The organism is Aquamicrobium soli (genome assembly GCF_042646345.1).
In the GTDB taxonomy this organism is placed as follows: Bacteria; Pseudomonadota; Alphaproteobacteria; order Rhizobiales; family Rhizobiaceae; genus Mesorhizobium; species Mesorhizobium soli_A.
The window spans coordinates 74000-99192 of the sequence record NZ_JBHRTK010000031.1 but is presented as its reverse complement, the minus strand read 5'-3'; the positions used below and the strand labels follow the sequence as shown (position 1 = coordinate 99192).

The window sequence follows — 25193 nt, the reverse complement described above, 5'->3', positions numbered from 1 at the left end:
ATGACACGGGTCGCCCTGACGCTCGGACCGCTGTTCTTCCACTGGCCGGCAGAAAAGCTGCGCAATTTCTATTTCCGCATCGCCGACGAGGCGCCGGTGGACCGTGTCCATGTCGGCGAGGTCGTGTGCGGAAAGCGCATGCCGTTTTCCGATCCCGTCTGGCCCGAAATCATCGAAAGGCTGGAGCGTGGCGGCAAGCAGGTGGTGCTTTCTACGCTGGCCGCGCCGGCCACAGTACGCGAGCGCAAGGCCATCGCCGAGCTATGCGCGGACGAACGCCTGGTCGAGATCAACGACATCACCGCCCTGCCCGCCCGCAGCGGCAAGCCCTTCGTCACCGGCCCATTCCTCAACGTCTACAACGAGACGACGGCGCGCTTCCTCGCACGTCATGGCGCCGCCAGTATCTGCCCGCCAGTGGAGTTGTCGCTGGAGACGGTAGGAACCATCGCCTCCGCCTGCCTGGAGATCGAGTTCGAACTTTTCGCCTTCGGCCGACTACCGCTGGCCCTGTCAGGGCGCTGCTATCACGCAAGGCTGCACGGGCTGCATAAGGATTCATGCCAGTTCACCTGCGAGCAGGACCCCGACGGACTGGCCGTCGACACGCTGGACGATCAGTCTTTCCTCGCCATCAACGGCGTGCAGACGCTGTCGGCCGAGGTGCACGCCGCGCTGTTCGAGCCGGCAACGCTTATCCGCCATGGCATAAGGCGGCTGAGGCTATCCCCGCACGACTGCGACATGGTGGAGGTGGCGCGCACCTACCGCTCCGTGCTCGACGAAACACAGGATCCGCAGTCCGCCCGTTTCGTGCTTTCCTGCCTTGAACTGCCAGGGCGCTTGGTGGATGGTTACGCCCGGGGTGAGGCTGGATCGAGGCCGGCCGTCACCGCATAAGCAGATCAGCAATGATGCGTGTTGCCATCGTGACGGTCTCGGATCGCGCCAGCCGCGGTGATTATCAGGATCTGAGTGGCCCCGCCGTAGAAAATTGGCTGCGTGCCGCCATCTCAAGCCCCTTCGAATGTGTTCGCCTTACTGTGCCGGACGGCGTCGAGATCGTCAAAGATACATTGGCGGCGTTGTGTGACCGCGACAACGCCGATCTCGTGCTGACGACGGGCGGCACCGGTCCCTCACCGCGCGATCTCACCCCTGAGGCAATGCACAGCGTCATCACCAAGGAGCTTCCTGGCTTCGGCGAACTGATGCGGCAGGCGAGCCTGGCCCATGTCCCGACCGCTATCCTTTCCCGGCAGACTGCCGGCGTACGCGGCCGCACATTAATCATCAACCTGCCCGGAAAGCCCTCCGCAATCGACATATGTCTCGACGCCGTCTTTCCCGCCGTGCCCTATTGCCTCGACCTGATAGGAGCGGGAAGAATCGAAACCGACCCTACGGTCTGTCGTTCGTTCAGGCCTGCTTAGCGTATATGCGTTTTGACGCTTAGGGATGAAAAAGGCCGATGGTGCCCAGCGCCGCTTCTCTGCAACCCGGCTTGTCCGACAGGTAACGTCCGGTCTTTGAGCGCACGCAAAGTCTTCTAGCCCGACAGGCGGCTAGTGTAGCTGTAATCATAGCGAGGGGTCGACGAACGCCATGGATGCAGTGACGAATAAGCCGGAACCCGATTGGGACCCCCGAAGCGGCCAGGTGCTTTCGGATCAGATCAAGGCCTATGACGAAATGCGCCATCGCTGTCCGGTGGCGTATAGTGACTATCTCGGCTGGTCGCTGTTTCGCCATGAAGACGTGGTGCGAGCGCTGGACGACCACGACACGTTCAGCAGTGCGGTCTCCAACCACCTGTCGGTGCCAAGCGGCATGGACCCGCCCCGGCACGCGCCCTATCGACGACTGATCGAGCATCACTTCGAGCCGGCCCGCGTCGAAGCCTTCGAACTGCTTTGCCGCACCATTTCCGCAGATTTGGTATCCGCCCTCGATCGAAGCGTGGAGATCGATCTTGTGACGCGGCTCGCTCAACGCTTTGCCGTGCGCATCCAGTGCGCCTTTCTCGGCTGGCCTGACAACCTGCACGCGCCGCTGCTTGAATGGGTGCGCAGGAACCACGAGGCCACTCTGGCGCGTGACACCGCTGCCATGGCGATGATCGCGCACGAATTCGACGGCTATATCCACGATCTGCTGGAAGCGCGGCTCCAGGCGGGCGCGGCGGCACCCGATGACATCACTACCGATCTTCTGCGCCAACAGATCGGCGGGCGGCCGCTAAACCATGAGGAAATCGTCAGCATCTTGCGCAACTGGACGGTCGGCGAACTGGGCACCATCACCGCCTGCGTCGGCATCCTCGCCCATTATCTGGCGCAGAAGCCGCAACTCCAGCGGCAGCTTCGCGAGGAGCCCGGCCTGCTGCCGGCCGCCATCGACGAGATCTTGCGGCTGCACGCGCCGCTGATTTCCAACCGGCGGGTGACGACGAAGCCGGTAGAGATCGGCGAACGCAAGATCGCCGCCGGCGAGCGCGTCACGCTGATATGGGCTTCGGCCAACCGCGACGAGATAGTATTCGGCGATCCGGACGAATTCCGCCTTGATCGCGACCCGGCTAAAAACCTGCTTTACGGCCGGGGCATTCATGTCTGTCCAGGCGCGCAACTGTCCAGGCTGGAACTGCGCGTCGTCATGGAGCAACTGCTGAAAGATACAAGCGAGATCGCCCCGGCGCCCGGCTGCCAGCCGGCGATTGCGATATACCCGGCCAGCGGATTTTCGACGTTGCCGCTTATCCTAGTTTAACCTCTCTGGAGAATCCCGCGCGTCCTCCCCACGGCAAACGCTGTCTCCGGCTCGCATTTTCAGGGTCAAAGGCAACGGCAGGCGCACACTCTACAGAGTGAAATCAGTCCACGAACGCGCGCTCAACGACGAATTCGGCCGGCATCGAGTTTGACCCTTCAGTCAGGCGGGCCATTTCCACCAGTGCCCTGACGTCGCGGATCATGCCATCGAACCGCAGATCATCACCCGATCAACCGCCGCGTCGAATGGCGGAACACCGAGATCCGAAAACAACTTGCCGCTCTCGATCAGAGAGGTAATGCGACCGGAGCGCACATACGGCTCGCGCGTAGCGGTCGCATAGTGGAAGAAGCGGTTCTGAACCAGGTCGCCGATCAGCGGGTCCCCGACGAGGCTCTTCGCCAATTCCTCACCATAGGTCAGTTCGGCTACCTCGCGGCAGGTGTGAGTCAGGATAACCTGTTCGAACTTGTCGTAGGTTTCAGGATCGCGCGCAATACTGGCGAAGGGCGCAATGCCGGTCCCGGTCGATATCATCCACAACCGCCTGCCCGGCGTCAGCGCATCCAGGACCAAAGTGCCGGTCGGCTTGGCGCGTAGCAATACCGTGTCGCCCGGCATGATTTTCTGCAGGTGCCGGGTCAACGGACCATCCGGCACCTTGATCGACAGGAACTCCAGTTCCTCGTCCCACGAAGGGCTCGCGATCGAGTAGGCCCTGAATATCGGCTTCACCGCATTGGGCAGGCCGAGCATCACGAACTCGCCCGAGCGGAAACGAAAACTTTGTGGCCGGGTGATGCGGAACGAAAACAGCCGGTCCGTATAATGCCGCACGGACATCACCGTCTCGGCGTGAACCCCAACAGGAAGCGGAAACGCGAAAATTGCGGCGTCTGCTTGCTGGCGCATTGCTTGTGTCATCCCTGGCATCCTGTTTGTCGATGACTGATCGGGAGTGGGCCCTGATCAAAGCCCGCTGATGAGCAGCCGCAGCAATCGGGTAGCGGCGTACCGACATCCTTCCCGTCTGTGCCGAGAAAGCTGCCTGGCACGGCAAGTGCCTTCTCACGCGGAAGTCCAGTTTCCGTCATGCGACAGGATGTGGGCTTCGACGCCGGCCATGCCTTCAAGCACAGCCACGATCTCCCCGACGTCCATCAGGTTGAAGGCGGTGGAAAGCGCGTCGGCCAGTGCCGCCTGCCCGGCCACGACGGTGACGCTGGCATGACGCCGAGGCGTCGCGCCGCTACGCGGATCGATGATGTGGCTGAACCGGCCCTCGGCGTCGAAACGAAAGCCGAACGGGCTCGACGTGGCCACGGCGCGATCCTCCACTTCAAGCACCTTGAGGATGCGGGCCGTATCGAGGGGATCGGAAACGCCAACCCGCCATGGCCTGTCGTCCCACGCCGGGCCGATGGCGCGGCTTTCGCCCATGTCGACCATGGAGTGCTCGATGCCACTGGCCCTCAGCAAGTCCACTACTTTGTCAGTTACATAGCCCTGTGCGATGCCGTTGAGCGTCAGCGCGGAGTCTGCCGTCGGCAGTTCGATGCGAGCGGCTGAACAGGCGATCCGATAGAGGCCGACGCGAGTTAGGCACTCGCGCACAATCCCGGCCGAAGGTCCGGCTTCGGACGCACCGGGGGTTGAAAAGTGGCGGCGGTAGGCATCCCATAGCGGCTGCACGGTGGGGTCGAAGGCGCCGCCGGTGAGCGCCCAGGCATCACTGCTTTGGCGCAATATCTCCACGAGTTCCTTTGGCGGCGAGACCAGGAAGCGCTGCCGATTGAGCAAAGTGAGGTCGGAATCGTCACGGTAGAGGCTGAAAATACGCTCCAGTCGCCGCACCTCGGCGACCGTTGCTTCCACCAGCTTTTGCGCCTTCGCGCGATCCGTATGATGGATGACAAGCGAAGCCTGCGCGCCCATGGCCTCCCCCTGCCATGTTACCGCCTCAGGCGTGGCGGCCGTGCTGCCGAACGGCAGCAGCGCCATGCCGGCCGCGGCAGCGCTGATGCCGATCATGCGGCGACGGGTCATCGGTCTGGAAATCATGTCAGTGAACCTCCCCGGAAGGTCCTGGCGCACTACCGGCGCCGGCTTGCTGCTCCAGAATGTAATCGCGCGGAACGGCGTCGAAGCGCACGACATTGCCGCCATGGTCGCCGGCGAAGGCTTTCGCCGCCTTTTCGGTAGAGAAGGGCACGGCTTCGGCGGCACCCATGCCGCCCTTCCGGTTGCTGCCAATGACGAAGAAGGCCTGCCTTGCGTCCACCCAGTTGTCGGCCCCGGGCTCGTCCCATGTCGGCGCCTTGGCCATGTCGGAGACGTAGATCGCGCGGATATCCTTCGGCTCCTCAGGCAGCATAGTGAAGGCGATGGCATCGCGCGCCGACGAAAACCAGATCGGCTCGTCGTATTTGGCGAGGATGATCTGGCCCTTCGGGCCCGAGTGTTCGAGGACGTTCATGCCGCAATAACGGCCCATAGCCTCCTCGGTCATTGCAAAGGGCGGGGGTGGCGCTTCTGCTTCGCGCTGGCAGGCCCCGAGCGCCAGAAAGCCTGCGAGAACTATAATCGTCAGGCGCAGTCTCACATCTCTCTCCTCGAAAAGGCGGCCGCCGCCAGTACCATCGGCGCCGCGACCCATGCCGCGAGCGCGGCCAATAGGACTGCCGGACTCAGCGCCGCGTTCTGCACGACACCGGCCATGCCCGAAGCGGCCGCGATATCGTCCGAGCCGGCGAGGTTGAGCAGACGGTAAGCGTCGGTCGGATTGAATAGAAGTAGTGCATCCAGCACGCCGCCGCCGACGAAGCGCCCCTGATCGGCCACCAGCAGCCCAAGCAACGCCATGTCGTAGAGGATGACAAAGACCAGCCAGATACCGATGGCGATGCCGCCGGCGGTGCCGCGGTCACGCACCAGCGCGCTGACCATATAACCAATCGCAACGAACACAGCGCCCAGCAGCACCGAGGAAGCGGTCATGGCGACGAATGCCGTCCAGCTTCCACCGCCGATCGCCTTGCCGGTGGCCAGAACCGCAACCGCCGCCAACCCGTAGCCGACGCAGGTGGCAAAAGCGAGGATGGCGATATGCCCGAGGAACTTGCCAAGCAGAACCTGGCTGCGCCGAACCGGATAAGACAGAAGCAAGGTCATGGTGCCGCGATCGATCTCGCCGACGATGGCGTCGTGGGAGATCAGCAGCGCGATCAGCGGCACGATGAAGATGGTGAGGCTGGCAAGGCTGATGACGACCACGTCGAGCGCGCCGGCGCCAACCGTACCGGTAGGCGCGCTGCCGAGGAAGGCGAGCGTCAGCGCCAGCGCCGCCAGCAAGCCGGTCGCCGCCAGCACCCAGCGGTTGCGCAGGCCCTCGCGCACCTCCTTGGCCGCAAGCAAAAGGATCGTGTTCATCGCAAAGTCCTTCCGGCGAGGAAATGGGCGTAGAGTTCGTCGAGACCGGGCGGCACCATGTCGAGATCGATGAAGGGGGCGCCTTGATCGGCGGCGCGGCGCAGGAAGGCGGTCTTCTCCTCCGGCGTGGCGTCGAACTCGACGATGTGGCCGTTAATCTGCCTCAGCCGCGCCGGTTCGCCTATCCATTCGCGCAGGCGCTGGGCCCCGTCCTCGGCGGTCTTCAGGCGGATCTTCGTCGGCAGTTGCGCGATGTGGCGCAACTCATCCAGCGAACCATCGGCGATCTTGCGGCCTTCGTTCATGATGACGACGCGACCGGCGTTGCCTTCCAGTTCGTTCAAAGCATGGGAGCATAAAAGCACGGTCGCGCCGGCGGTACCCATTTCACGGACGATCCCATAGAATTGCTGGCGCAGTTCCGGGTCGAGACCGGTGGTGGGCTCGTCCAGCAGCAAGACCGCTGGCGTGCCGATCATGGCCTGAGCCAAACCCAGCCGCTGGCGCATACCCTTGGAATAGGTGCCGACGCGCCGGTCTGCCGCATGGGCAAGGCCGAGCCGTTCAAGCAGCCCATTCTCTTCTCTCGGCCTGCCTCCCTTGAGCCGGACGTAGAAGCGCAGCGTTTCCCGACCGGTCAGCGCGGGGTTGAAGGATACGTTCTCCGGCAGGTAGCCGAGCCGTCGACGCACAGAGGCATCGCCAGCCGCTGGATCCTGGCCGAGCACCGCGACCGAGCCGGCGGTGGGACGCGCGAGCCCCAGCATCAGTTTGATGAGCGTGGTCTTGCCGGCGCCGTTGTGACCCACCAGCGCGATTACCTCACCGGGACCAGCCGAGAAGGACACGTCGTCCACGGCCTTGACCGGGCCGTAATGCCGTGCAACCGACTTCAGTTCGACATTGAGGCTCATGGCGTCACCGTTTCCTTGATGCCGTCCGGCTTCATCAACGGGCGGCTATCGACGACGCCACCGGGAAAGACCGCCGGAAAGCGGGCCTGCGCCCAGCGGATCACCTGCACGGCCGGGCTGTTGACCAGCACCTTGGCCGCCGGCGCCGCCCACAGCACCCGATCGATCATGTCATTGGGACGGTAGGGGTTGTCGGCGAGGCCGTCGCCGTCGAGGTCGAAGGCAGGATTGTCGCTCCAGTAGTTACCGCGCCCCTCGCTCGACCAGTCGAGCGAGCGGGTGCCGACATACTTGACCTGGTTGCGGTTGCGCACGAAGGCGTTGCCGCTCATGGCGTTTCCCTCCGAGCCAGCGGTAAAGTGGACACCGATCTCACAGCCCTCGAACAGGTTGTCGCTGAAGCGGTTGCGGTTGGCGTTGTAGATGAAGACGCATTTTTCGGGTCCGATGCGCGTGCCCTTGCGCGGTGTTACCGCCTCGCCGGCGGTCTTGGGCATATCCGCATCGGCAGCAAAGCGCTGGCCGTTACTAGTCCAGCGCCCAGCCGGCTGCGCACGGCCGCGCACCGTGTTGCCGCCGATCTTCGAACCGTTGGCGTAGTTGAACAGGAAGCCGTTGTCGCGGTCCCCGTCCGAGACGTTGCCGCTGACCTGAAGCCGGTCCGAATACATGATCGCGTAACCAACGATATTGCCGGTGGAAACGTTGTCGGCGATCACGCTGTCATTGGTATACATGTAGTGGAGGGCGAAACGCAGATTGCTGAACCTGTTGCCACGAAACTCGTTCTTCTTGCTGGCGTTGGCGAAGATTCCGTCGCGGCCGAAGCTGATGTCGTTGTCGAGAACTTTGGCCCCCGGCGCGTTCCATACGGACACCCCGTTGCCGGAACGGCTGGTGCGCCCTTCGCTCAGGCCCTCGATGCGATTGCCGCGCGCCACCGCGTCCTTCGCGCCGTGAAGCTGGATGCCGTAGAGATTGCCGACGATGCTGTTGCCTTCGACAAGCGCGTGCGTGGCGGTCGGCGCGACAAACACGCCGGCGTCCAGCGTGTCGAGATCCATGCCTGAACCTTCGATGAGCAGATTGCGAACGACGGAGCCCGGCGCTTCCAGCGTGACGACGCTGCCGTGGCCGCTTCCCTTCAGGACCGCACCCGGGTCGCCTTGCAGCGTCAGTTCCCTAGATACGACAACCGGCCCCAGATGCTCACCCGGCGCAAGGCGCAGTACGTCGCCCGGCGCCGCTGCGTCCACCACGGCCTGTAAAGGCGTGGCATCAGCGGCGACGATTATTTCGGCCGCGAATGCCACGCGGCAGGAAATGGCGGCGACGAGCACCGCCATTCCCATTATCGCGTTATGGAGCGTACGGGACACTTCCTAGACGCCCTGCGGTTCCACGAGCATGCGCCCCTGCATCTCCATGTGCATGGCGTGGCAGAACCATGAGCAGTAATACCAGTAGACACCCGGCTTACTGGCCGTGAACGTCACCGAGGCGGTCGCCTGCGGCGCCACTTCCATGTTGATGCCGTAGTTGACGATCGCAAAGCCGTGGGTGAGGTCCTCCACTTCATCGATGTTGGTGACGTAAACCGTGACCTCGTCGCCCTGCTTGACGGTAAAACTCTCCAGCCCGAACGCCGGTGCCGAGGATGTCATGTAGACGCGCACCTTGTTGCCGTCGCGGATCACCTCACTGTCGATCATAAGGTCAATGCCGTCGGCCTTGGCCTGCTTGACCGCGTCGGCGAAGAACGGGTCGGCGCGGTCCCAGACGCTGACCGGGTTGATCTTCGAGCGGTGGACAAGGGTGGCGTCGTGTGGCTCGGCGAAGCTCGGGCCGTCATGCACCAGCACCATCTGATCGCCGGAGATATCGATCAACTGATCGTTTTCAGGCTTCAGCGGGCCGACGTTGAGGTAGCGGTCCTTGGAGAACTTGTTCAGCGAGATAAGCCATTTGCCATCCGCTTCCTTGGTCTGCCCCATGGAAGTGTGGTTGTGGCCGGGCTGGTAGTGGACGTCGAGCTTCTGGCGTATCGGATCGACCTTCTCGCCGGCGAAGGAACGCTTGGCGTCCTCGATGTTCCACTTGCAGATCTGGCTGTCGATAAACAGCGTCGTATAGGCATTGCCCTTGCCGTCATAGGCGGTATGGAGTGGGCCGAGGCCCAGTTCCGGCTCGGCGACCACCGTGTCGCGCGGCTTGATCTTGTCGTCGAAGAGACCGTCGAACTTGCGCACGTCGAACACCGTAACCGTCGGCGAAAGCTTGCCGTTGGCCACGACATGGATGCCGTCCGGCGCTGTGTTGATGCCGTGCGGGCTGTTGGCGACCGGCACGTAGCGGGTATAGGGCGAACCGTGGCGGCCGTCGATGACCGGAACCCCGCCCATCTCCTTGAAGTCGCCCTTCTTCACCGCATCCTCGATGCGCTTGAGGTTGAAGATGACGATCCAGTCCTGCTCCTTGGCCATCATCTGTTCGAGGTTCACGCCCTCCTCGGAGTTGTAGCAGGTGGAGAAGGCATATTTGCCCTGATAGTCGGCATCGACATTGTCGAGATTGCCGTCGACCATCACCTGCCAGGCTACCTTCATTGTCTCGCCGTCCACGGCGGTGAAGATGGAGTGATACTGCTTGGGATCGTCGAGGATCTTGCCGTCGTTCGGAATCGGCACGCGGTCCTCGCCGTTGCAGAACACGTAGCCGGTCTTCGGGTACTTCTGCACACGCAGCCCGTGCACCGTGTGCTGATTCGGCAACTGGATGATCTTGTCGCATTTCATGACGTCGAGACGGATGCGCGCAACACGGGTATTCGCCTTGTCGTTGACGTAAAGATAGCGACCGTCATAGGTGCCATCCGTCTGCGAGGGATGCGGATGGTGCAGGTCGCCATTGAGGTAGATGCCGCCACGATCCTTCAGGAATTCCTTCGTTTCCGGAAGCAGCCCTTCCGTCAGGATCTTGCGGCTCTCGTTGGTTTCGCCCCAACCGGTCGCGCTGCACCGATTGAAAACGGGAATGCGCATCATCTCACGCATCGACGGCGCACCGACGATGCGCACCTCGCCCGTTTGGCCGCTGGAGAAGAACACGTAGTATTCGTCCAGTTCTCCGGGCTTGACCTCGGCTTCCTGCTCGCCCTTCTCGTCTGCCGCGGCCGGCGACACCATGCCTCCGTTCAGCGCCAGTCCGCCGCCGACCCCTGCCGCGCCGGCGGCCGCCATCACAGCGGTGGTGCCCAGCAATTGGCGTCTGCTCAGAATGGCTTTCTTGTCCTGGTCTTCCTGCGACATGCTCCGTCTCCTTCTGGTTGGCGTGTCAGCCTGTTGCATTCGTGTCTTGTTGCGAGGTCGCCACCGACACGCCCTTGTGGGTGATTACCGGCGGCTTTGCCGGTCCCTTGCCCCGTGTCGCGGGTGAAGACAGCGCCTCGAACTTCTCCCGCTTCAGCCGCACCTGGATCATGTGCGGGCAGCGGTGGTCGTCGTGGTAAAGTTCCTGGCAGTGCATGCAGTAGATGCACTCGTTGACGTTGATTTCGCCTTCGGGATGGATCGCCTGCACCGGGCATTCCTTGGCGCAGCGCTGGCAGGGCGAGCCGCATTCGGGATAGCGCTTGAGCCACTCGAACATGCGGATGCGGCCCGGAATGGCGAGCGCGGCGCCCAGCGGGCACAGATACCGACAATAAAAGCGCTCGATGAAGAGACCAGTCCCGAGCAGCAGTAGCGCGAAGACGACGAACGGCCAGCCGCGCGCAAACTTCAGTATGATAGCCGTCTTGAACGGCTCGACCTCTGCATAGGTCTCGGCCAGAGCGACGGAATAGAGCGACAGGCCGAACAGGCCGAGGAAGATCATGTACTTGACCGGCCACAGCCGCTCGTGCAGACCGAAGGGCAACTTGACCTGCGGCACCTTGAGCCACTGGGCGACGTTGTTGGTCAGTTCCTGCAAGGCGCCGAACGGACACAGCCAGCCGCAAAACGGCCCCCTGCCCCAGAACAGCAGGCCCGCCGCCACCGCCGCCCACAGGATGAAAATCAGCGGCGCGGCGAGGAAGAACTCCCAGCTGAAACCGGTGACCAGCGAATTGACGAAGGTCAGAACATTGACCACGGAAAGCTGGGCGTTGGCATACCAGCCGAGCCAGACCAGCGTGAACAGCAGATATCCCCGGCGCACCCAGGCAAACAGCCGAGGGCGGCTGACCAGCCAGTTTTGAAAGAAAAAGATGGCGGTCAACACCAGGAGAGCGACGACCGTGACGCCGATCTTGAAGGTGTTCATCTTCCAGATCTTCACCCAGAGGGGCTCCTGGTCCGGAGAGCCCTGCTCCGACAGCCCGGTCGCTGCCGGCTGAACCGTCTCTTGCGCAGGCTTGACCGTGGGCAACGCGGGTTGCACCGCCTTGACCGGAGCAGCCTTCAGATAGCGCGCAGGCAAGGTATAGCCGAGGTCGAAGGGCAAGGTCGCCTTGTCCCGGGACCCGTAGCTGCGCTGGACGAGCAGTTGCAGTTCCCACGGCTCGGAAAGGTCGAGCGAAAACTCCTCCGGCACCGTGAACAGCGCGATCTCGCGCAGATGCGGCGCGCCTTCTGCGGCAAGATCGCCGAGACGCGTATGATTGCGGTCGCGAAAGCGTACACCCTGACCGTCCTGCATCAATTCGATACGGTCGAAGATACCGCCGCGCACATAGCCCGACCCCTTGAAGGAATAGGCGCCCTCACCGGCCACGATGATCGCCTGTTGGCCGGGCTTCAGTTTCTTCTCCAACCTGTCGTAACCGGCGTCCCCCAGCAGGCTCCTGCCGATGGCGGGCACGCTGACGGGCGCGACGTAGAGATCGATGAAGCGGTCGGTCGGATCGCCGGTCTCGGGCCGCTCGGCCGCCTGCGTCTGGCCTGCATCGGCGAAGGCTTTCGTCACCTCGCCCACGGTCAGGCGCAAGCTGCGCACGGAGCCATCGCCGACCAGCGTGTTCCAGTCGCTTATCCCCGATACGGCCGTGTCCACGATCATGGCCGGTGCGGCGGCGGCGCCGGCAGCATCCACTCCCATCTGGCCCAGGCGCCCGCTGCGGATCAGCTTCACTGCCGAGCGCACCACGCTGTCACTCATCACCAGCACCGTCACCGTCGCGCCGCTGACGATATCCACCTGAGGTATCTGTTCCCGCCCCGCGGCAACCTGGCCAAGGTCCTTGCCGATCAGCGAGTTCAGCGCGGCGACGACCTTCTCCTGCGGGATACCGATGAGGACGATCGGCTCCTTGTGCTCGACCAGCTTGATGCCGCGTATGACGCCGCCGGCATCGATACCGACGAGAATGCGGATCGGCTTGCCGGAATAGCCGACCGCGCTGGTGAAATCAGTGTTGAGATACGCGTAGCCGACCGCCTTTCCGCCGGACAGGACAGGCACCAATGGCGGATTACCTTCTGCGTTGCCATAAGCATCGGCTCCCTGGATCAATTCGCCGGGCGCGGTGCTGGATAGAAAGTGCTGCAAGCTTTCGTCGGCCCGGCCCGGACTGACCAGCAGGGTCAACAGCGTCAGCATGGCCACCACCGCAACCATCGGAAGAAAGACGAGGGCTGTGGCGAGCCGCGGTGCCGTTTTGGGCCTGGTCGTAGCCATTGGTCCTGACATGCGTCCCCTTCTTACGGCTGCTTGGGCGAAGCCGACTTCGGAGCGCACATCTCGGCGATTTCGCGAAATGTTTCTTTGATTCAAAGCAAAGCAACGGCAGATTGCGCGCCTATGCTGCCTCGCAAACCAGAGGGCCATCCGATGACTCGCCTTACATCCGAGCCGACGGCGTCGATCCGTTCAATGGACGAGTTGCTGGCTGTCGCCATGGCGATGGAAAAGGAGTCAGCTGAGCGATACGCCGGTCTCGCAGAACATATGCGCACGGTCGGCCAACAGGATTTGGCTGAAGTATTCGATCGCCTGGTCCGCGAGGAGAACGGCCATATCGACCTCGTCGCCAACTGGTCACGGCAGATTCGGGATCGCGTTCCGGAGGTGCTGCCGCCTGAAGCGGTTCCGCAAGGCGTTTTCGATGATGAGGGCATCCATCTCGTCTCGCCGGAACTCGTGGACGCCTATCGTTCTTTGGCAGTAGCGGTGCGGAACGAGGAGCGCGCCTTCGCCTTCTGGTCCTATGTCGCCGCCTATGGCGCAACGGCGGAAATCCGCAAGGCCGCCGAGCGGATGGCCAGCGAGGAGCTGGAGCATGCCAAAACGCTACGCCGTGAACGCCGGAAGGCCTTTTTCGAGAGCCGGCAGCTGAGGCCGTTAGTCCAGGAGACCTACGATTTGTCCGCCCTGGAAATGGAAGTCTGCACCCGTCTCGAGGAACATACCGACATGAGCGGAAACAAAAGGGAATATCGCGATCTCGCTCTCGAGGCGCGCACGCTCTCTCTCGATCTTGCATCGGCTCCCCTGCAAGAGCCCGCCCCCATCGGTCCGCCTCCGCCGCGATCTCTCGAGGCACTCTGTGAGTGGCTGGCCGACTATTATATCGACGCTGGCGAACACCTGCTTTCACAGGCCGCCCGGGATCGGGCCCAGGCTCTCGCCACCATCGCAGTCAAGCGCCTGGCCCTCATCAGAAACCTGGGAAGAACGTAGACGGATACCGGGCGACTTTGACAGGCTGCCGCCCCCATCGGATCACTCCTGTGGTCTTGGGGTTGCAGCTACCGCCCTCCCTGTACAACGTTAGTCCGCAGCCGGCGGTTTTGCTGACCAACGCCTCCTTCCCGAGGCAACTCGCGTTCGCCAGTTTGTGCTGCATCAAAGTCGGTTTCCAATGTTCGCAGTAAAAGCCCTGCAACATTGTTTTGCTGCAACGCAGAAAGGGCAGAAAGGCAAGAAAATGAAATACATAAGCTTCACCACCGCGGCTTTCGCTGCCATGATGATAACAGGCGCCGCCTATGCGGCAGACCATCAGGTTCAGATGCTCAATAAGGGCACTCAGGGCGTCATGGTCTTCGAGCCCAACTTCATCGAGGCCGCCCCCGGTGATACGGTGACCTTTGTGCCGACCGACAAGGGCCATGACGCGTCGAGCATCGACGGCATGCTTCCCGAAGGTGCGCAGCCTTTCAAGGGCGAAATCAGCAAACCGATCACCGTCACCATCGACAAGGAAGGCGTCTACGGCGTCAAATGCGTGCCTCACTATGGCATGGGTATGGTGGCGCTGATCGTCGCCGGCAAGCCGGCGAATCTGGACCAGGCCAAGAAGGTCAAGCAACCGGGCAAGGCGAAGAAAGTTTTCGAAGAGCTATTCGCCAAGGTCCCCGCTGGCAACTGAACAGAGGACCGAAGCCGGATTTCCTCGCCGCCTCCGGCTCGTCCGGGGCGGCTTTTTTATGCGGATAGCACGCCCTTGAGGAAGCCTCGGCACTGACCCTGTCGGACCTCTGGTCCTTCCGATGCCGGGGCTCCCGTTATTCTTATCTGAAATAGATATTGAATCTCGCACGTAACGCAGCATCGATTTCCGGCTCGATGACCGAGCCTGCCTGTGAAAGAATTTCATTTTTCCGGGCGATGGCCTTGTCGAGCAGCATGGGCTTGCCGGCCTCGACCCACTCCTTGGGGCTCATGCGATTGCCGACGACAGGGTAGACATATTCCGTTTGCATCAACTGGAGGGTCTGGTTCGAACCGAGATAGTGGCCGGCTCCTCCCAAGCATACCTCCTTCATTACCTCGATGCTGGTCGTGTCCTCCGTAACGTCGATGCCGCGAACGAGGCGCATCACCTGGCCGAGAATGTCGTCGCCAAGAACCATGCTTTCCAGACAAAAGCCGAGCAGCGAGGCGTGCATGCCGACCGATTCATAGCAGAGATTGAGGCCGGACAGGCCTGCGAGCGTGTTCGTGATGCCCTGCTCCCAACCCGCCTGCATATCGGGAAGCTTCGAGTCCGATATTCCCGACGCCGCTCCGCCCGGCAGGTCGTAAAAGCGATGCATCTGCGCGCATCCCGCCGAGAGCAGCGCCTGTTCGGCACTGCCACCCGACATGGCGCCCGTGCGCAGGTCCGACACGAAGGGCCAGGTGCCGAAGATCGCGGGCGCACCCAGCCTGATAGCGTTGACATAGACCACGCCCGCAAGACATTCCGCCATCGCCTGCACGATGGCCAGCGCGATCGGCGCGGGCGCGGTGGCGCCGGCCTGTCCTGCCGAAAGCAGGAGCATCGGCATTCCGCCCCGGACGCATTCTTCCATGACGCGGCAGCTTTCCTCGGCAAACTTCATCGGCGGAACGACAAAGCAGTTGGAATTGCTGACGAATGGCCGCTCCCGCCACCTATCCTCACCGCCGGCCACCGTATGCAGCATTTCGAAGGCGTCGGCGACATGGTCAAGGTCGAAGATACTCGTTCCGACATGCTTGCGCGTACCCGAAAGGCAAGCGTAGAGCGTGTTGAGGTCCATCTCTTTGTTATCCGCCACGTCGCGGCAGACCACCGTGCGCTGGAAGAAGTGGATGTTGTCGAGATGCTCGGCCAGCTTGGCGCAATCGTACAGATCCTGCGCTTTTGATTCGCGGTAATTCAGCGTCAGGGGATCGACGATGTGCACCGCCGCCCCCGCTGTACCGAAATGCACGCTCGTCCCGGAGAGATGCATATCCTGCCTGGGATCGCGGGCGTACAGGGTGATGTCGCGCGCGGCTTTCGCCAGCATGTCCTCGACAAGAGCGCGGGGAAAGCGGATGCGGCCGTCATCCCCCAGTATCGCGCCGGCCCCGCACAAAAGCTCCACCCCCGAAGCAGGCGCATTGGCAAGCCCGATTTCCTCCAGCGCCTGCAACGCCGAAGCATGAATCTTTTCCACACCCGCTTGGGTCAGAGGTTTGTACTGGCCCCCGGGAAGGCCTGCCCGCACCGGCCGCAAATTATCCGCCAACGGTGCGGCGCGTGCTGCAACCCTGGCTGCGCGTCCCCCGGAGCGGGCTGAGCGCCGAGCCGTCTCGGGAGCGCATAGTTCATCGACAGCGTTCATGTTTGTCACCCGTGATCAAAGGAGCCTGGATTCTGCGGGAGGATGACACTGCTGGCGCATGAGCCTGAGCAGAGTCCACCGGGGCGTGTGCCGTTCGCGCTCTCGCAAAATCATGCTAGCTTTCTATATGGTTAGCAGACAACAGGCGTGATCCGACACGTCGGAAAAGCGAATGGAACCATGCGTGGGTGTTATGATGCAGACCGTCCTGCCATCGTTCGGTGACCTGCTTGCCTTCGACGCGGCGGCGCGACACGGGTCGTTCACGCGCGCCGCGCGCGACCTGAATGTCTCACAACCTGCCGTCAGCCGTCGCGTGGCCGCTCTCGAGGCCGATCTTGGCGTCACGCTGTTCGGGCGGGAGACGAAACCTCTCCACCTGACCCCCACCGGCCAGACACTGTTCGATGTCCTGCGCTCGAGCCTTAGCCGGCTCGAGACAGCCATCGCAGAGATCCGGAGGGTTCAGGAGGAACGGAAACTGACGATCGCGGCGGCGCCCGGCTTCCTGACCTATTGGCTTTTGCCGCGACTGTCCGCACTGACGGCGGGCTTTCCGGACCAGGAACTGCGGTTGCTCACCGGCGATCAGCGGCAGGACCTGCCGGAAGCCGACATCCACGTCCGCTTCGGTGACGGAGACTGGCCCGGGGTGACGGCCGTCAAGATACTGGGAGAAGAGGTGTTTGCGGTTTGCAGCCCGCTATTTCTGTCTCGGCAAGGCACGAAGCCGGACCTTTCCCGGTTGACCACATTGCGCCTATTACAACTGTCAGACCGCCTCGACAGGAACTACGATTGGCAGCACTGGTTCCGGGCAGTGGGTATCGATATACCCCGAAAACTGAACGCCATCGTCTTCGACGATTACAGCCTTCTGGTCAGCGCGGCACTGGCCGGCGAAGGCATCGCCCTGTGCTGGTCGGGGCTACTCGACCAGCACCTCAAGACTGGCGCTCTGGTTCGGATTTCAGACGAGGCCGTCACTTCCGATCGCGGCTACTTCGCCACGTTTCCAACGGGCACGACCGAAGACAGCGTAATTTCCCGGTTGGCCCATTGGCTTGCGCAAAGCGCTACTTCGCCAGAGGCATGAGTTCCACCCTGTAGAGGCGCTCACTCTGCGGCCAGACGCATCCTGCAGCCTCTCCTCTCGACCTGTTCCTTGACCAGGATCAACGACACATTTCCCGGCGACCCGTAAGGGGAACAGTTCAAGAACCGCGAAGCCGCAGGGCGAGACAATGATATTGCCGAATGGCACTACCGTCGCCGTCGTCGATGGCAAAAAGTTGCGGCTGTTCCGCAATGACGGCACAGAATCCTGCATCCAATTGGTCGAGGAAACGATAGCCGAAATACCGCCTGCCAACCGACGCTCAGGCCTACGCAGCCGCAACGACCCGGTCAAACGGAGAAGCTTGCGGCGGGAGAAGGACGACTTCGTAGCCAGGGCGGCGGCCTATCTGGATAGGTTGATACTGGACAGGAAGATCATCTCACTATTTGTCGTCACCGATCCATGGACGCTAGGAGAATTGCAACGTCACTTCCACGATGCGACCAGGGAAACCCTGATCGGTGAGTTGTTGGGCCGAGACTTCACGAGCAGCAGTGTAGGTTCGATCGAGGCGGCGCTTACCAGAGCGTGATGTCGCAATACGACACTGCCTGCCGCCTACCTAAATCGATAGCCACTGGTCGTCACGGTGACGATGGCGCAAGCACGTCACGGATTGATGCTCTTTATGTAGGCAATGATGGCGCCGACTTGCGCGGGCGTTGCGACAAACTCGGGCATGTCCGGATGCCCGGTGGAGATGCCTTCCGCCAGAGCTTCAGCCAGATCTTCTATAGGATAACGCTTAGAGAGGGTCCGAAACGGTGGCGCGGCCGGATGGCTGCTTTTGTCCGTCGACGTCACGGCATGGCAGCGTGAGCAGTTCTGTTCGACCAGGCGTCGCCCGTAATCGATCCGTCGAAGGTTGTCCGCCTTGACTGACACCGCTGGAAACAATGCGGCTGCGACGAGCAAAAATCTGAGCATCGGGCATCACCCTTCGAAGGCTGTGGGTGGCGTCTATCGCAGCCTGATCGATCCCGCATTGATCTCTCGCAAATCCGGGAGTCCACCGCAGGGACACGAGTGGAAACAGGCGGAGACAGCTGCGGCGAGCTTTCACTCTGGCCGTCCCCGGAATGTGAGGGATTATTAATCGCGGAACATCGTCGCTGTCACGAGCGGTTTGACATGCGTCAAGGCGCGGCTATCAGTCCGGGAGGACGGTTACCGAGTGAACGGAGGCCGCGATGATCTATAACACGATTATGGTTCAGCTCGACATAGATGCGGCGGCTACGCCACGCTTGGCTTTCGCTTGCGGCCTTGCTCAGCGCTTCAAGGCTGATCTGATTGCATTTTGCGCGGCCGATCCTTATCGGTCCGTCCCGGGTGACGTCAACGGTAGCACTTTTGACGAGCTGCAGCAGCAGTGCATCGAGATCGAAGAGCGTCTGGACGTACTGAAATCGGAATTCGCAGGCCTCGTCGATAGCAGTCGCGGCTCCTGGCTCGGCATGATCGGCGACCCGACGAAGTTGCTTGCCTATCATTCGCGTGCGGCCGATCTACTGGTCGCCAGCGCTAACAACGGCATTGCAAGCGGCCTTCGCACCGTTTCCCCGGGTGAATTGATCCTGTCAGCTGGCCGTCCTGTCCTTTTTCCAAATGAACGTCATGAGCCCGTGGCCGCCACCAATATCCTCGTGAGCTGGAAAGATACGCGCGAGGCGCGGCGTGCCGTGGTCGACGCCATGCCGTTTCTTACCGCTGGTCAAGAGGTTCTCGTTGCGACGATCGAGGACGACGACAAGCACCGCGCTCACGAAAGCGTGGCTGAGGTCGTTCGTTTTCTCGTGAGGCACGGGGTGAAGGCGAGGTCGAAGGTTGTCGAGGCAAGCGATCGCGAAGCGCCCGAGGCACTTTTGAACGAAGCAAAGAAAATTGGCGCCGATCTGATTGTCTCCGGCGGGTACGGGCACAGCCGGCTGCGGGAGTGGGTTTTCGGCGGCGTGACGCGGTCCCTGCTTGCGCACCGCTCCATCAACCGGCTGATCGCCAACTAACCAACGCAGCGGTTAACTTCGAGCTGCGCCGTTCTGATCGAAGATCCATCCTCCAGATAACATTTGACGCGCGTCAAGGCGAAACCGTCCGCAACGGCACACTCTCCCGGCAAATGGCCCAACTCCAGGAGTTTAGCTATGGCCGCCACCGATATCCCTTCTGTATCCGCAGCCTCTGTTGCAACCCGAAGCCAGACAAAGCTCCGCCTCGGTGCACTAACCGCACTCGTCATCGGCTCGATGGTCGGCTCGGGTGTGTTCAGCCTGCCGCAGAACATGGCCGCTGGCGCCGGGCCGCTCGCCATCCTGATCGGCTGGGGCATCACTGCCATCGGCATGCTGGCGCTCGTCTTCGTCTACCAGTCGCTGGCGACGCGCAAGCCGGACCTGGACGCCGGGCCCTATGCCTACGCCAAGGCCGGGTTCGGTCCCTTCATCGGCTTCAACAGCGCCTGGGGCTACTGGATCAGCGCGTGGGTGGGCAACGTGTCCTACGCCGTCATCGTCTTCAGCGCCTTGTCCTATTTCTTCCCCGCCTTCGGCGACGGGAACACCTGGCAGGCGGTTCTGGGCGCGTCGATCCTTTTATGGGCCATCCATTTCCTGATTATGGCCGGTGTGCGTCAGGCAGCGATCGTCAACACCATCGTCACTATCGCCAAGATCGCGCCGATCGTGCTGTTCATCGGCATCGTCGCCGTTGCCTTCAAGATCGATGTCTTTTCAGCCGACTTCAGCGGGCTCGGCAATGCCAGCCTCGGTTCGGTCATGAGCCAGGTGAAGAGCACCATGCTGGTGACGCTGTGGGTCTTTATCGGCATCGAGGGCGCCAGCGTTTTCTCGGCTCGTGCGGAGCGGCGCAACGATATCGCCACCGCGACAGTACTCGGCTTTTTCACCTGCCTCGCTCTTTACGCGCTGGTGTCGCTGCTTTCGCTCGGCATCATCAACCAGCCTCAGCTCTCCGGGTTGAAAAATCCCTCCATGGCCGGTGTGCTGGAGGCCGTCGTCGGCCCGTGGGGCGCGATCGTCATCAATCTCGCTCTGGTCGTATCGGTCATCGGCGCGTTCCTTTCCTGGACACTGCTTGCCGCCGAAGTTCCGCATGTCGCGGGCCGTGACGGCACCATGCCGAGGTTCTTCGCCCATGAGAGCGAACGCGGCGTGCCTTCCATTTCGCTCCTTGTCACCAATCTCCTGGTGCAGGCATTCCTCATCATCACGCTGTTCGCGCAAAGCACCTACCAGGCGCTGTTTTCGATCGCCTCGGTCGCCATCCTGGTCCCCTATATCTTCTCGGGCGCCTACGCTGCGAAGCTAGCAATCACCGGAGAGAGCTACGGCACGGGTGAAAGCCGCAACGGCGCGCTGCTGATGGGACTGCTGGCAACGGTCTACGGCGTCTGGCTCGTCTATGCGGCCGGCCTGTCCTACCTCTTCATGTGCGCCATTCTTTATGCGCCGGGCATCGCCTTCCACATCTGGGCCCGCCGCGAGAACGGGAAGCGCCTCTTCCATCCGGTCGAGGCAGTCCTCGCCGTCGCGCTCGTCGCGGTGGGGCTCTACGCAGCCTACGCGATGTGGACCGGCGCTGTCAGCGCGCTCTGAACCGTTTAACGAAAGGACCGAATATGGCGACGCTCGGCGTTCACTCCGAAACCGGCCGGCTGCATGAGGTGATCGTGCACCGGCCCGACCTCAGCCTGCGCCGGCTGACGCCGGACAATTGCAAAGCATTGTTGTTCGACGACGTGCTTTGGGTCAAGCGGGCGCGACAGGAGCACGATGTCTTCGTGGACGCGCTGCGGGAACGACACGTGACCGTGCACTCCTTCGGCGAGTTGCTGGCAGAGACAATGGCTGTCTCCGAAGGCCGCGACTGGCTGCTCGACCGTCGGGTCGATGCCTCGGTCGTCGGCTACGACATGGTTGACGAACTACGCGGTTGGCTGGACGACATGCCGCCCGACCAACTCGCCTCGGTGCTGGTCGGCGGCATCGCACGGGCTGAGCTGCCGTTCAGGCCGACCGGTCTCACCGGCAAGACGCTACTGCCCCAGGATTTCGTCTTGCCGCCGCTACCCAACCAGATCTTTACCCGCGACAGCTCGTGCTGGATTTATCGATCCGTTTCAATCAACGCCATGTACTGGCCGGCGCGCAAGCCAGAGGCGGCCAATGTCGAAGCCGTCTACCGCTTCCACCCGCGCTTTCGTGACGCCAGCCCGCCCTTCGTGTCGCTCGACAATCCCGGCCCCGGCGTCAGCCTCGAAGGCGGCGACGTCATGCCCATCGGCGGCGGCGTCGTACTGGTCGGCATGGGCGAGCGTACCACCCCGCAGGCGGTCGGCGGGCTGGCCCGCAACCTGTTTGCCGCCGGCGAGGCGACCCGCGTCATCGCCGCGCTGATGCCGCGCGACCGATCCTTCATGCATCTCGATACCGTGTTCACATTCTGCGACCGCGATCTTGCGACCATGTATCCGCCCGTGGTCGAGCGGTTGCGAACGTTCTCGCTGCGCCCTGGCGATGGCGAGGCCGCCGTCGACGTCCTCGAGGAGGAAAAGCCGTTCACCGAGGTCGTCAGGGAAGCGCTTGGCTTAAGGGCACTGCGGATCGTCGCCACCGGCGGCGACAGCTATCAGTCGGAGCGCGAGCAGTGGGACGATGGCAACAACGTCGTCGCCGTCGAGCCTGGCGTGGTCATCGGCTACGACCGCAATGTCTACACCAACACTCTGCTTCGCCGAGCCGGCATAGAGGTGATCACTGTCGAAGGCGCGGAACTGAGCCGCGGTCGCGGCGGCGGCCACTGCATGACCTGCCCGATCGCACGCGACCCGATCTGACCGAGGAGGGAACATATGCCCGTCAACCTGCATGGCCGCAACGTGCTGACGCTGGACGACTTCTCCGGTGCGGAAATCCGCTATCTTCTGAGGCTGGCCGCTGACCTCAAGACGTCCAAGAGGGCCGGCACGGAGGCGCCGCGTCTGGCGCGTAAGAACATTGCGCTGATCTTCGAGAAAGATTCCACCCGCACGCGTACCGGGTTCGAGGTGGCGGCCTACGACCAGGGCGCGCACGTTACCTATATCGGGCCTTCCGGCAGCCACATCGGCCACAAGGAATCGATGAAGGACACGGCACGAGTCCTCGGACGCATGTCCGACGCCATCGAATATCGCGGCTTTTCCCAGCACCAGGCCGAGTTGCTTGCCGCCTATGCCGGCGTGCCGGTCTATAACGGCCTGACCGACCTAGACCATCCGACCCAGATCCTGGCCGACTTCATGACCATGCGCGAGTTTACCCACAAGCACCTGTCCGACATGACGGTCGCTTTCGTCGGGGAAGGAAAAGACAACGTCGCCCAGTCTCTTGCTATCGGCGCGGCGAAAGTCGGCATCGACATGCGTATCGCCTCTCCGCGCAGGTTATGGCCGGAGCAGGATTTCTGCACCCATGTGAGAGCATTGGCTGAGCGCAACGGTGGCCAGTTCAGGATAGACACCGACGTCGAGGCCTGCGTCAAAGAGGCCGACTTCATCTACACTGACGTCTGGCTATCCATGGGCGAGGACGAAAGCGCCTGGGGCGAGCGCATCAAGCTTCTCACGCCTTACCGGGTCACGCGCAAGCTGATGGCAGCGACCGGAAATCCATACACCAAGTTCATGCATTGCCTGCCGGCCTTCCACGATTCCGAAACGGAGGTCGGTCAGCGTGTTGCCAGCGAATACGGCATTGACTGCATGGAAGTGGAAGACGCGGTGTTCGAGTCGGAAGCTTCCATCGTCTTCGACCAGGCTGAGAACCGAATGCACACGATCAAGGCGATCCTCGTCGCCACGATCGGCAACTGATCATGCGCATCGTAGTCGCCTTGGGCGGCAATGCGCTATTGAAGCGCGGCGAGCCGATGACGGCCGAAAACCAGCGAACCAACATCCGGCGGGCTGCCATGGAACTTGCCGAACTGGTGAAAGCCGGTCATTCGCTGGTGATAACGCACGGCAACGGGCCGCAGGTCGGCCTGCTCGCGCTGCAGGCGGCGGCTACGCCCGGCACGCCCTTCCCGCTCGACGTCCTCGATGCGGAGACAGCGGGCATGATCGGCTATGTCATCCAGCAGGAACTGGGAAATGTGGTGAAGGACCGTCCGGTCGCCACGCTGCTGACGCAGGTGCGCGTCGATCCTCACGACCCGGCCTTTGCCGGGCCGACCAAGCCGATCGGCCCGGTCTACGACGAAGCCACCGCGCGCCGGCTTGCTGTCGAGCGCGGATGGACGGTGGCGCCCGACGGCAACAAATGGCGCCGCGTGGTGCCGTCGCCGAAGCCGCTGGAAATCGTCGAGGCCGCAGTGCTCGCTTTCCTGGTGGAACGCGGCGTCATCGTCATCTGTACAGGCGGTGGCGGCATCCCCGTCGTGGCGCTGACGAACGGCAGCATGGCCGGGATCGAGGCCGTCATCGACAAGGATCTCGCCTCCTGCCTGCTGGCACGACAACTCGGCGCAGACATGCTTGTCATGCTGACGGACGTCGACGCGGTCTATCTCGACTGGGGAACGCCAGAGGCCCGTCCACTTGGCTGGGTTCAGGCTGACGAACTCTCCGCCGCAGCATTTGCCGCCGGATCGATGGGGCCGAAGGTCGAGGCAGCCATCGCGTTCGCAAGCGAGGCCGGAAAACCCGCCGCCATCGGCAGGCTGGAAGACGCCGTCGAAATCATCGCCGGACGGCGAGGAACCCGCATTGGTCCCGGCGGTAGCCGTTGACCGAACGGGCGCGCAGAGATTGGTGCGCGGTACCAACCGACAAGGTCGTCGCCCATACCGACGTTCCAGTCCTGATGGCTTGATAGTCCCGTCACGCTGGCGGTCGCCACGGAGATAAAAGCAGCCACTCTTGATCGGCGTCAACGCGCATCTCCCGTCTGGCCGTACGATCCTGCCGACGCTGTTCAGCAGCGAGGCACCCACGGAAGGGCGAACCGATGAGCTATAGATCCATCCTCGTGAACCTCGATATCGACGGGCCGATCCTCCCTGTCGTGAAAGCAGCCGCCGACCTCGCAGGGCGCTTCGGGGCGAAGCTGATCGGCTTCTGCGCCGCCGACGCGCCCATGCCGATGGCTGGACCGGCTGGCGCAAGCCTGGCCGCCGAAGCATGGATGCAGATGCGCGACGACATACAAACCCGCTTCAAGGATTTACACGAGGAGTTCGGCAAGCTTGTTGCCGGCAAGGTCGTGGCTGAATGGCGTGAGGCACTCGACAATCCGACACGAGCCTTGGCGGAGGCTACACGAGCGGCAGACCTGATCGTGATGGGTGCGGTCAAGGGCGCGGCGACAGGTGACGCTTACCGGCGGGCAGATCCCGGGAGCATCGCTCTCCAGGCGGGACGCCCCCTGCTTGTCGTCGCCCACAATGCCGAACAGGTTCGGACAAGGAATATCGTTGTCGCTTGGAAGGACACGCGCGAGGCGCGCCGCGCACTCGCCGATTCGCTGCCGCTGTTGAAGGCGGCCGAGACCGTGACGGTCGTCACGGTCTCCACCGAAGTCGACCAACGGGTCCGTGCAAGCCTCGCGGACGTCATGGCCTTTCTTGGAGCGCATGGCATCGAAGCACGACCGGAGTTGACCGAAGGTCCCGATGAACACCTCGCGCTGTTCGAGGCTCTGGACAACAATGGTGCCGACCTGATCGTGTCGGGAGCTTACGGCCACAGCCGCTTGCGGGAATGGGCCTTCGGCGGCGTGACGCGCTCGCTGCTCGATGAAACAGACCGGAACCGCTTCCTGTCGAGCTGACTGCGACCGATCCGGCTGCCTCACTCAACCGGCACGGCTGCTCCGCTGAGGCGGTCGGCACCCAGGTCGGCCG

At 62.6% G+C, this 25193-nt stretch carries 22 protein-coding genes and 1 pseudogene; 13 read left to right on the top strand and 10 right to left on the bottom strand.

Translation table 11 applies throughout. The features are described from left to right. The 3 genes from ubiV (at position 1) to ACFOHJ_RS22580 (ending at position 2769) form a co-directional block, all read left to right on the top strand. Positions 1-900, top strand: a complete 900-nt coding sequence (gene ubiV, locus ACFOHJ_RS22590; RefSeq protein ID WP_378225049.1) for a ubiquinone anaerobic biosynthesis protein UbiV — start codon at positions 1-3, stop codon at positions 898-900. Positions 901-914: 14 nt separating this feature from the next. Beyond that, the gene (gene mog, locus ACFOHJ_RS22585) at positions 915-1433 is read left to right on the top strand and encodes a molybdopterin adenylyltransferase (RefSeq protein ID WP_378225351.1); all 519 of its coding nucleotides are present in this window, start codon (positions 915-917) and stop codon (positions 1431-1433) included. A gap of 172 nt (positions 1434-1605) precedes the next feature. After that, positions 1606-2769, top strand: a complete 1164-nt coding sequence (locus tag ACFOHJ_RS22580; RefSeq protein ID WP_378225048.1) for a cytochrome P450 — start codon at positions 1606-1608, stop codon at positions 2767-2769. A gap of 103 nt (positions 2770-2872) precedes the next feature. Here ACFOHJ_RS22580 and ACFOHJ_RS22575 read toward each other — a convergent pair. The 8 genes and pseudogenes from ACFOHJ_RS22575 to ACFOHJ_RS22540 form a co-directional block, all read right to left on the bottom strand. After that, a pseudogene (locus ACFOHJ_RS22575) lies at positions 2873-3684 on the bottom strand (ferredoxin--NADP reductase). Positions 3685-3840: 156 nt separating this feature from the next. Then, a complete protein-coding gene (locus ACFOHJ_RS22570; RefSeq protein ID WP_378225046.1) occupies positions 3841-4833 on the bottom strand; it encodes an FAD:protein FMN transferase in 993 nt (330 codons plus the stop codon). Position 4834: 1 nt separating this feature from the next. Further along, positions 4835-5374, bottom strand: coding sequence for a nitrous oxide reductase accessory protein NosL (locus ACFOHJ_RS22565; protein ID WP_378225044.1), 540 nt, complete (start codon positions 5372-5374; stop codon positions 4835-4837). Next, entirely contained in the window at positions 5371-6201 is an 831-nt protein-coding gene (locus ACFOHJ_RS22560) for an ABC transporter permease (protein ID WP_378225043.1), read from the bottom strand. The genes ACFOHJ_RS22565 and ACFOHJ_RS22560 overlap by 4 nt, the downstream gene beginning before the upstream one ends. After that, complete coding sequence (locus tag ACFOHJ_RS22555; protein WP_378225041.1) at positions 6198-7115, bottom strand: ABC transporter ATP-binding protein; 918 nt, start codon at positions 7113-7115, stop codon at positions 6198-6200. The genes ACFOHJ_RS22560 and ACFOHJ_RS22555 overlap by 4 nt, the downstream gene beginning before the upstream one ends. Continuing rightward, a complete protein-coding gene (locus ACFOHJ_RS22550) occupies positions 7112-8467 on the bottom strand; it encodes a nitrous oxide reductase family maturation protein NosD (RefSeq protein ID WP_378225349.1) in 1356 nt (451 codons plus the stop codon). The genes ACFOHJ_RS22555 and ACFOHJ_RS22550 overlap by 4 nt, the downstream gene beginning before the upstream one ends. 30 nt (positions 8468-8497) lie before the next feature. After that, positions 8498-10423: a TAT-dependent nitrous-oxide reductase gene (nosZ, locus tag ACFOHJ_RS22545; RefSeq protein WP_378225038.1), complete on the bottom strand. Its 1926-nt coding sequence runs from the start codon at positions 10421-10423 to the stop codon at positions 8498-8500. Positions 10424-10448: 25 nt separating this feature from the next. Beyond that, positions 10449-12773, bottom strand: coding sequence for a 4Fe-4S binding protein (locus tag ACFOHJ_RS22540; RefSeq protein ID WP_378225037.1), 2325 nt, complete (start codon positions 12771-12773; stop codon positions 10449-10451). Between the two features lie 195 nt (positions 12774-12968). Here ACFOHJ_RS22540 and ACFOHJ_RS22535 point away from each other — a divergent pair, with 195 nt between their 5' ends. Continuing rightward, complete coding sequence (locus tag ACFOHJ_RS22535) at positions 12969-13775, top strand: ferritin family protein (RefSeq protein WP_378225035.1); 807 nt, start codon at positions 12969-12971, stop codon at positions 13773-13775. A gap of 289 nt (positions 13776-14064) precedes the next feature. Further along, complete coding sequence (locus tag ACFOHJ_RS22530; RefSeq protein ID WP_378225347.1) at positions 14065-14466, top strand: pseudoazurin; 402 nt, start codon at positions 14065-14067, stop codon at positions 14464-14466. Between the two features lie 142 nt (positions 14467-14608). On the opposite strand, the gene ACFOHJ_RS22525 is transcribed toward ACFOHJ_RS22530, so the two are convergent. Continuing rightward, positions 14609-16171: a trimethylamine methyltransferase family protein gene (locus ACFOHJ_RS22525; protein WP_378225033.1), complete on the bottom strand. Its 1563-nt coding sequence runs from the start codon at positions 16169-16171 to the stop codon at positions 14609-14611. A gap of 193 nt (positions 16172-16364) precedes the next feature. Between ACFOHJ_RS22525 and ACFOHJ_RS22520 the strand changes: the two genes are divergently transcribed. Both ACFOHJ_RS22520 and ACFOHJ_RS22515 read left to right on the top strand, forming a co-directional pair. Continuing rightward, the gene (locus ACFOHJ_RS22520) at positions 16365-17267 is read left to right on the top strand and encodes a LysR substrate-binding domain-containing protein (RefSeq protein WP_378225031.1); all 903 of its coding nucleotides are present in this window, start codon (positions 16365-16367) and stop codon (positions 17265-17267) included. Between the two features lie 148 nt (positions 17268-17415). Continuing rightward, entirely contained in the window at positions 17416-17823 is a 408-nt protein-coding gene (locus ACFOHJ_RS22515; protein WP_378225030.1) for a baeRF12 domain-containing protein, read from the top strand. A gap of 77 nt (positions 17824-17900) precedes the next feature. Here the strand turns inward: ACFOHJ_RS22515 and ACFOHJ_RS22510 are convergent, their stop codons facing one another. Further along, positions 17901-18218: a c-type cytochrome gene (locus tag ACFOHJ_RS22510; RefSeq protein ID WP_378225028.1), complete on the bottom strand. Its 318-nt coding sequence runs from the start codon at positions 18216-18218 to the stop codon at positions 17901-17903. 263 nt (positions 18219-18481) lie between these two features. Between ACFOHJ_RS22510 and ACFOHJ_RS22505 the strand changes: the two genes are divergently transcribed. From ACFOHJ_RS22505 to ACFOHJ_RS22480, 6 genes are all read left to right on the top strand, one after another. Beyond that, entirely contained in the window at positions 18482-19297 is an 816-nt protein-coding gene (locus tag ACFOHJ_RS22505; RefSeq protein ID WP_378225026.1) for a universal stress protein, read from the top strand. A 138-nt stretch (positions 19298-19435) separates the two neighbouring features. Beyond that, a complete protein-coding gene (arcD, locus tag ACFOHJ_RS22500) occupies positions 19436-20905 on the top strand; it encodes an arginine-ornithine antiporter (protein ID WP_378225024.1) in 1470 nt (489 codons plus the stop codon). 23 nt (positions 20906-20928) lie between these two features. Further along, positions 20929-22146: an arginine deiminase gene (locus ACFOHJ_RS22495; RefSeq protein ID WP_378225021.1), complete on the top strand. Its 1218-nt coding sequence runs from the start codon at positions 20929-20931 to the stop codon at positions 22144-22146. 15 nt (positions 22147-22161) lie between these two features. Continuing rightward, positions 22162-23163 carry an ornithine carbamoyltransferase gene (gene argF, locus ACFOHJ_RS22490; RefSeq protein ID WP_378225018.1) on the top strand — a complete coding sequence of 334 codons (1002 nt, stop codon included), beginning with the start codon at positions 22162-22164 and terminating at the stop codon, positions 23161-23163. Between the two features lie 2 nt (positions 23164-23165). Continuing rightward, complete coding sequence (gene arcC, locus ACFOHJ_RS22485) at positions 23166-24080, top strand: carbamate kinase (RefSeq protein WP_378225017.1); 915 nt, start codon at positions 23166-23168, stop codon at positions 24078-24080. A gap of 218 nt (positions 24081-24298) precedes the next feature. After that, a complete protein-coding gene (locus tag ACFOHJ_RS22480) occupies positions 24299-25120 on the top strand; it encodes a universal stress protein (RefSeq protein WP_378225015.1) in 822 nt (273 codons plus the stop codon). Positions 25121-25193 lie beyond the last annotated feature (73 nt).

What these genes read in the sequence shown, in the direction of transcription:
- argF (WP_378225018.1), top strand. Translation starts at nt 22,162, where the DNA reads ATGCCCGTCAACCTGCATGGCCGCAACGTGCTGACGCTGGACGACTTC.
- arcC (WP_378225017.1), top strand. Translation starts at nt 23,166, where the DNA reads ATGCGCATCGTAGTCGCCTTGGGCGGCAATGCGCTATTGAAGCGCGGC.
- ACFOHJ_RS22510 (WP_378225028.1), bottom strand. Translation starts at nt 18,218, where the DNA reads ATGCTCAGATTTTTGCTCGTCGCAGCCGCATTGTTTCCAGCGGTGTCA.
- ubiV (WP_378225049.1), top strand. Translation starts at nt 1, where the DNA reads ATGACACGGGTCGCCCTGACGCTCGGACCGCTGTTCTTCCACTGGCCG.
- ACFOHJ_RS22570 (WP_378225046.1), bottom strand. Translation starts at nt 4,833, where the DNA reads ATGATTTCCAGACCGATGACCCGTCGCCGCATGATCGGCATCAGCGCT.
- arcD (WP_378225024.1), top strand. Translation starts at nt 19,436, where the DNA reads ATGGCCGCCACCGATATCCCTTCTGTATCCGCAGCCTCTGTTGCAACC.
- ACFOHJ_RS22480 (WP_378225015.1), top strand. Translation starts at nt 24,299, where the DNA reads ATGAGCTATAGATCCATCCTCGTGAACCTCGATATCGACGGGCCGATC.
- ACFOHJ_RS22555 (WP_378225041.1), bottom strand. Translation starts at nt 7,115, where the DNA reads ATGAGCCTCAATGTCGAACTGAAGTCGGTTGCACGGCATTACGGCCCG.
- nosZ (WP_378225038.1), bottom strand. Translation starts at nt 10,423, where the DNA reads ATGTCGCAGGAAGACCAGGACAAGAAAGCCATTCTGAGCAGACGCCAA.
- ACFOHJ_RS22520 (WP_378225031.1), top strand. Translation starts at nt 16,365, where the DNA reads ATGATGCAGACCGTCCTGCCATCGTTCGGTGACCTGCTTGCCTTCGAC.
- ACFOHJ_RS22540 (WP_378225037.1), bottom strand. Translation starts at nt 12,773, where the DNA reads ATGGCTACGACCAGGCCCAAAACGGCACCGCGGCTCGCCACAGCCCTC.
- ACFOHJ_RS22560 (WP_378225043.1), bottom strand. Translation starts at nt 6,201, where the DNA reads ATGAACACGATCCTTTTGCTTGCGGCCAAGGAGGTGCGCGAGGGCCTG.
- ACFOHJ_RS22530 (WP_378225347.1), top strand. Translation starts at nt 14,065, where the DNA reads ATGATAACAGGCGCCGCCTATGCGGCAGACCATCAGGTTCAGATGCTC.
- ACFOHJ_RS22515 (WP_378225030.1), top strand. Translation starts at nt 17,416, where the DNA reads ATGATATTGCCGAATGGCACTACCGTCGCCGTCGTCGATGGCAAAAAG.
- ACFOHJ_RS22495 (WP_378225021.1), top strand. Translation starts at nt 20,929, where the DNA reads ATGGCGACGCTCGGCGTTCACTCCGAAACCGGCCGGCTGCATGAGGTG.
- mog (WP_378225351.1), top strand. Translation starts at nt 915, where the DNA reads ATGCGTGTTGCCATCGTGACGGTCTCGGATCGCGCCAGCCGCGGTGAT.
- ACFOHJ_RS22525 (WP_378225033.1), bottom strand. Translation starts at nt 16,171, where the DNA reads ATGAACGCTGTCGATGAACTATGCGCTCCCGAGACGGCTCGGCGCTCA.
- ACFOHJ_RS22550 (WP_378225349.1), bottom strand. Translation starts at nt 8,467, where the DNA reads ATGGGAATGGCGGTGCTCGTCGCCGCCATTTCCTGCCGCGTGGCATTC.
- ACFOHJ_RS22535 (WP_378225035.1), top strand. Translation starts at nt 12,969, where the DNA reads ATGGACGAGTTGCTGGCTGTCGCCATGGCGATGGAAAAGGAGTCAGCT.
- ACFOHJ_RS22505 (WP_378225026.1), top strand. Translation starts at nt 18,482, where the DNA reads ATGATCTATAACACGATTATGGTTCAGCTCGACATAGATGCGGCGGCT.
- ACFOHJ_RS22580 (WP_378225048.1), top strand. Translation starts at nt 1,606, where the DNA reads ATGGATGCAGTGACGAATAAGCCGGAACCCGATTGGGACCCCCGAAGC.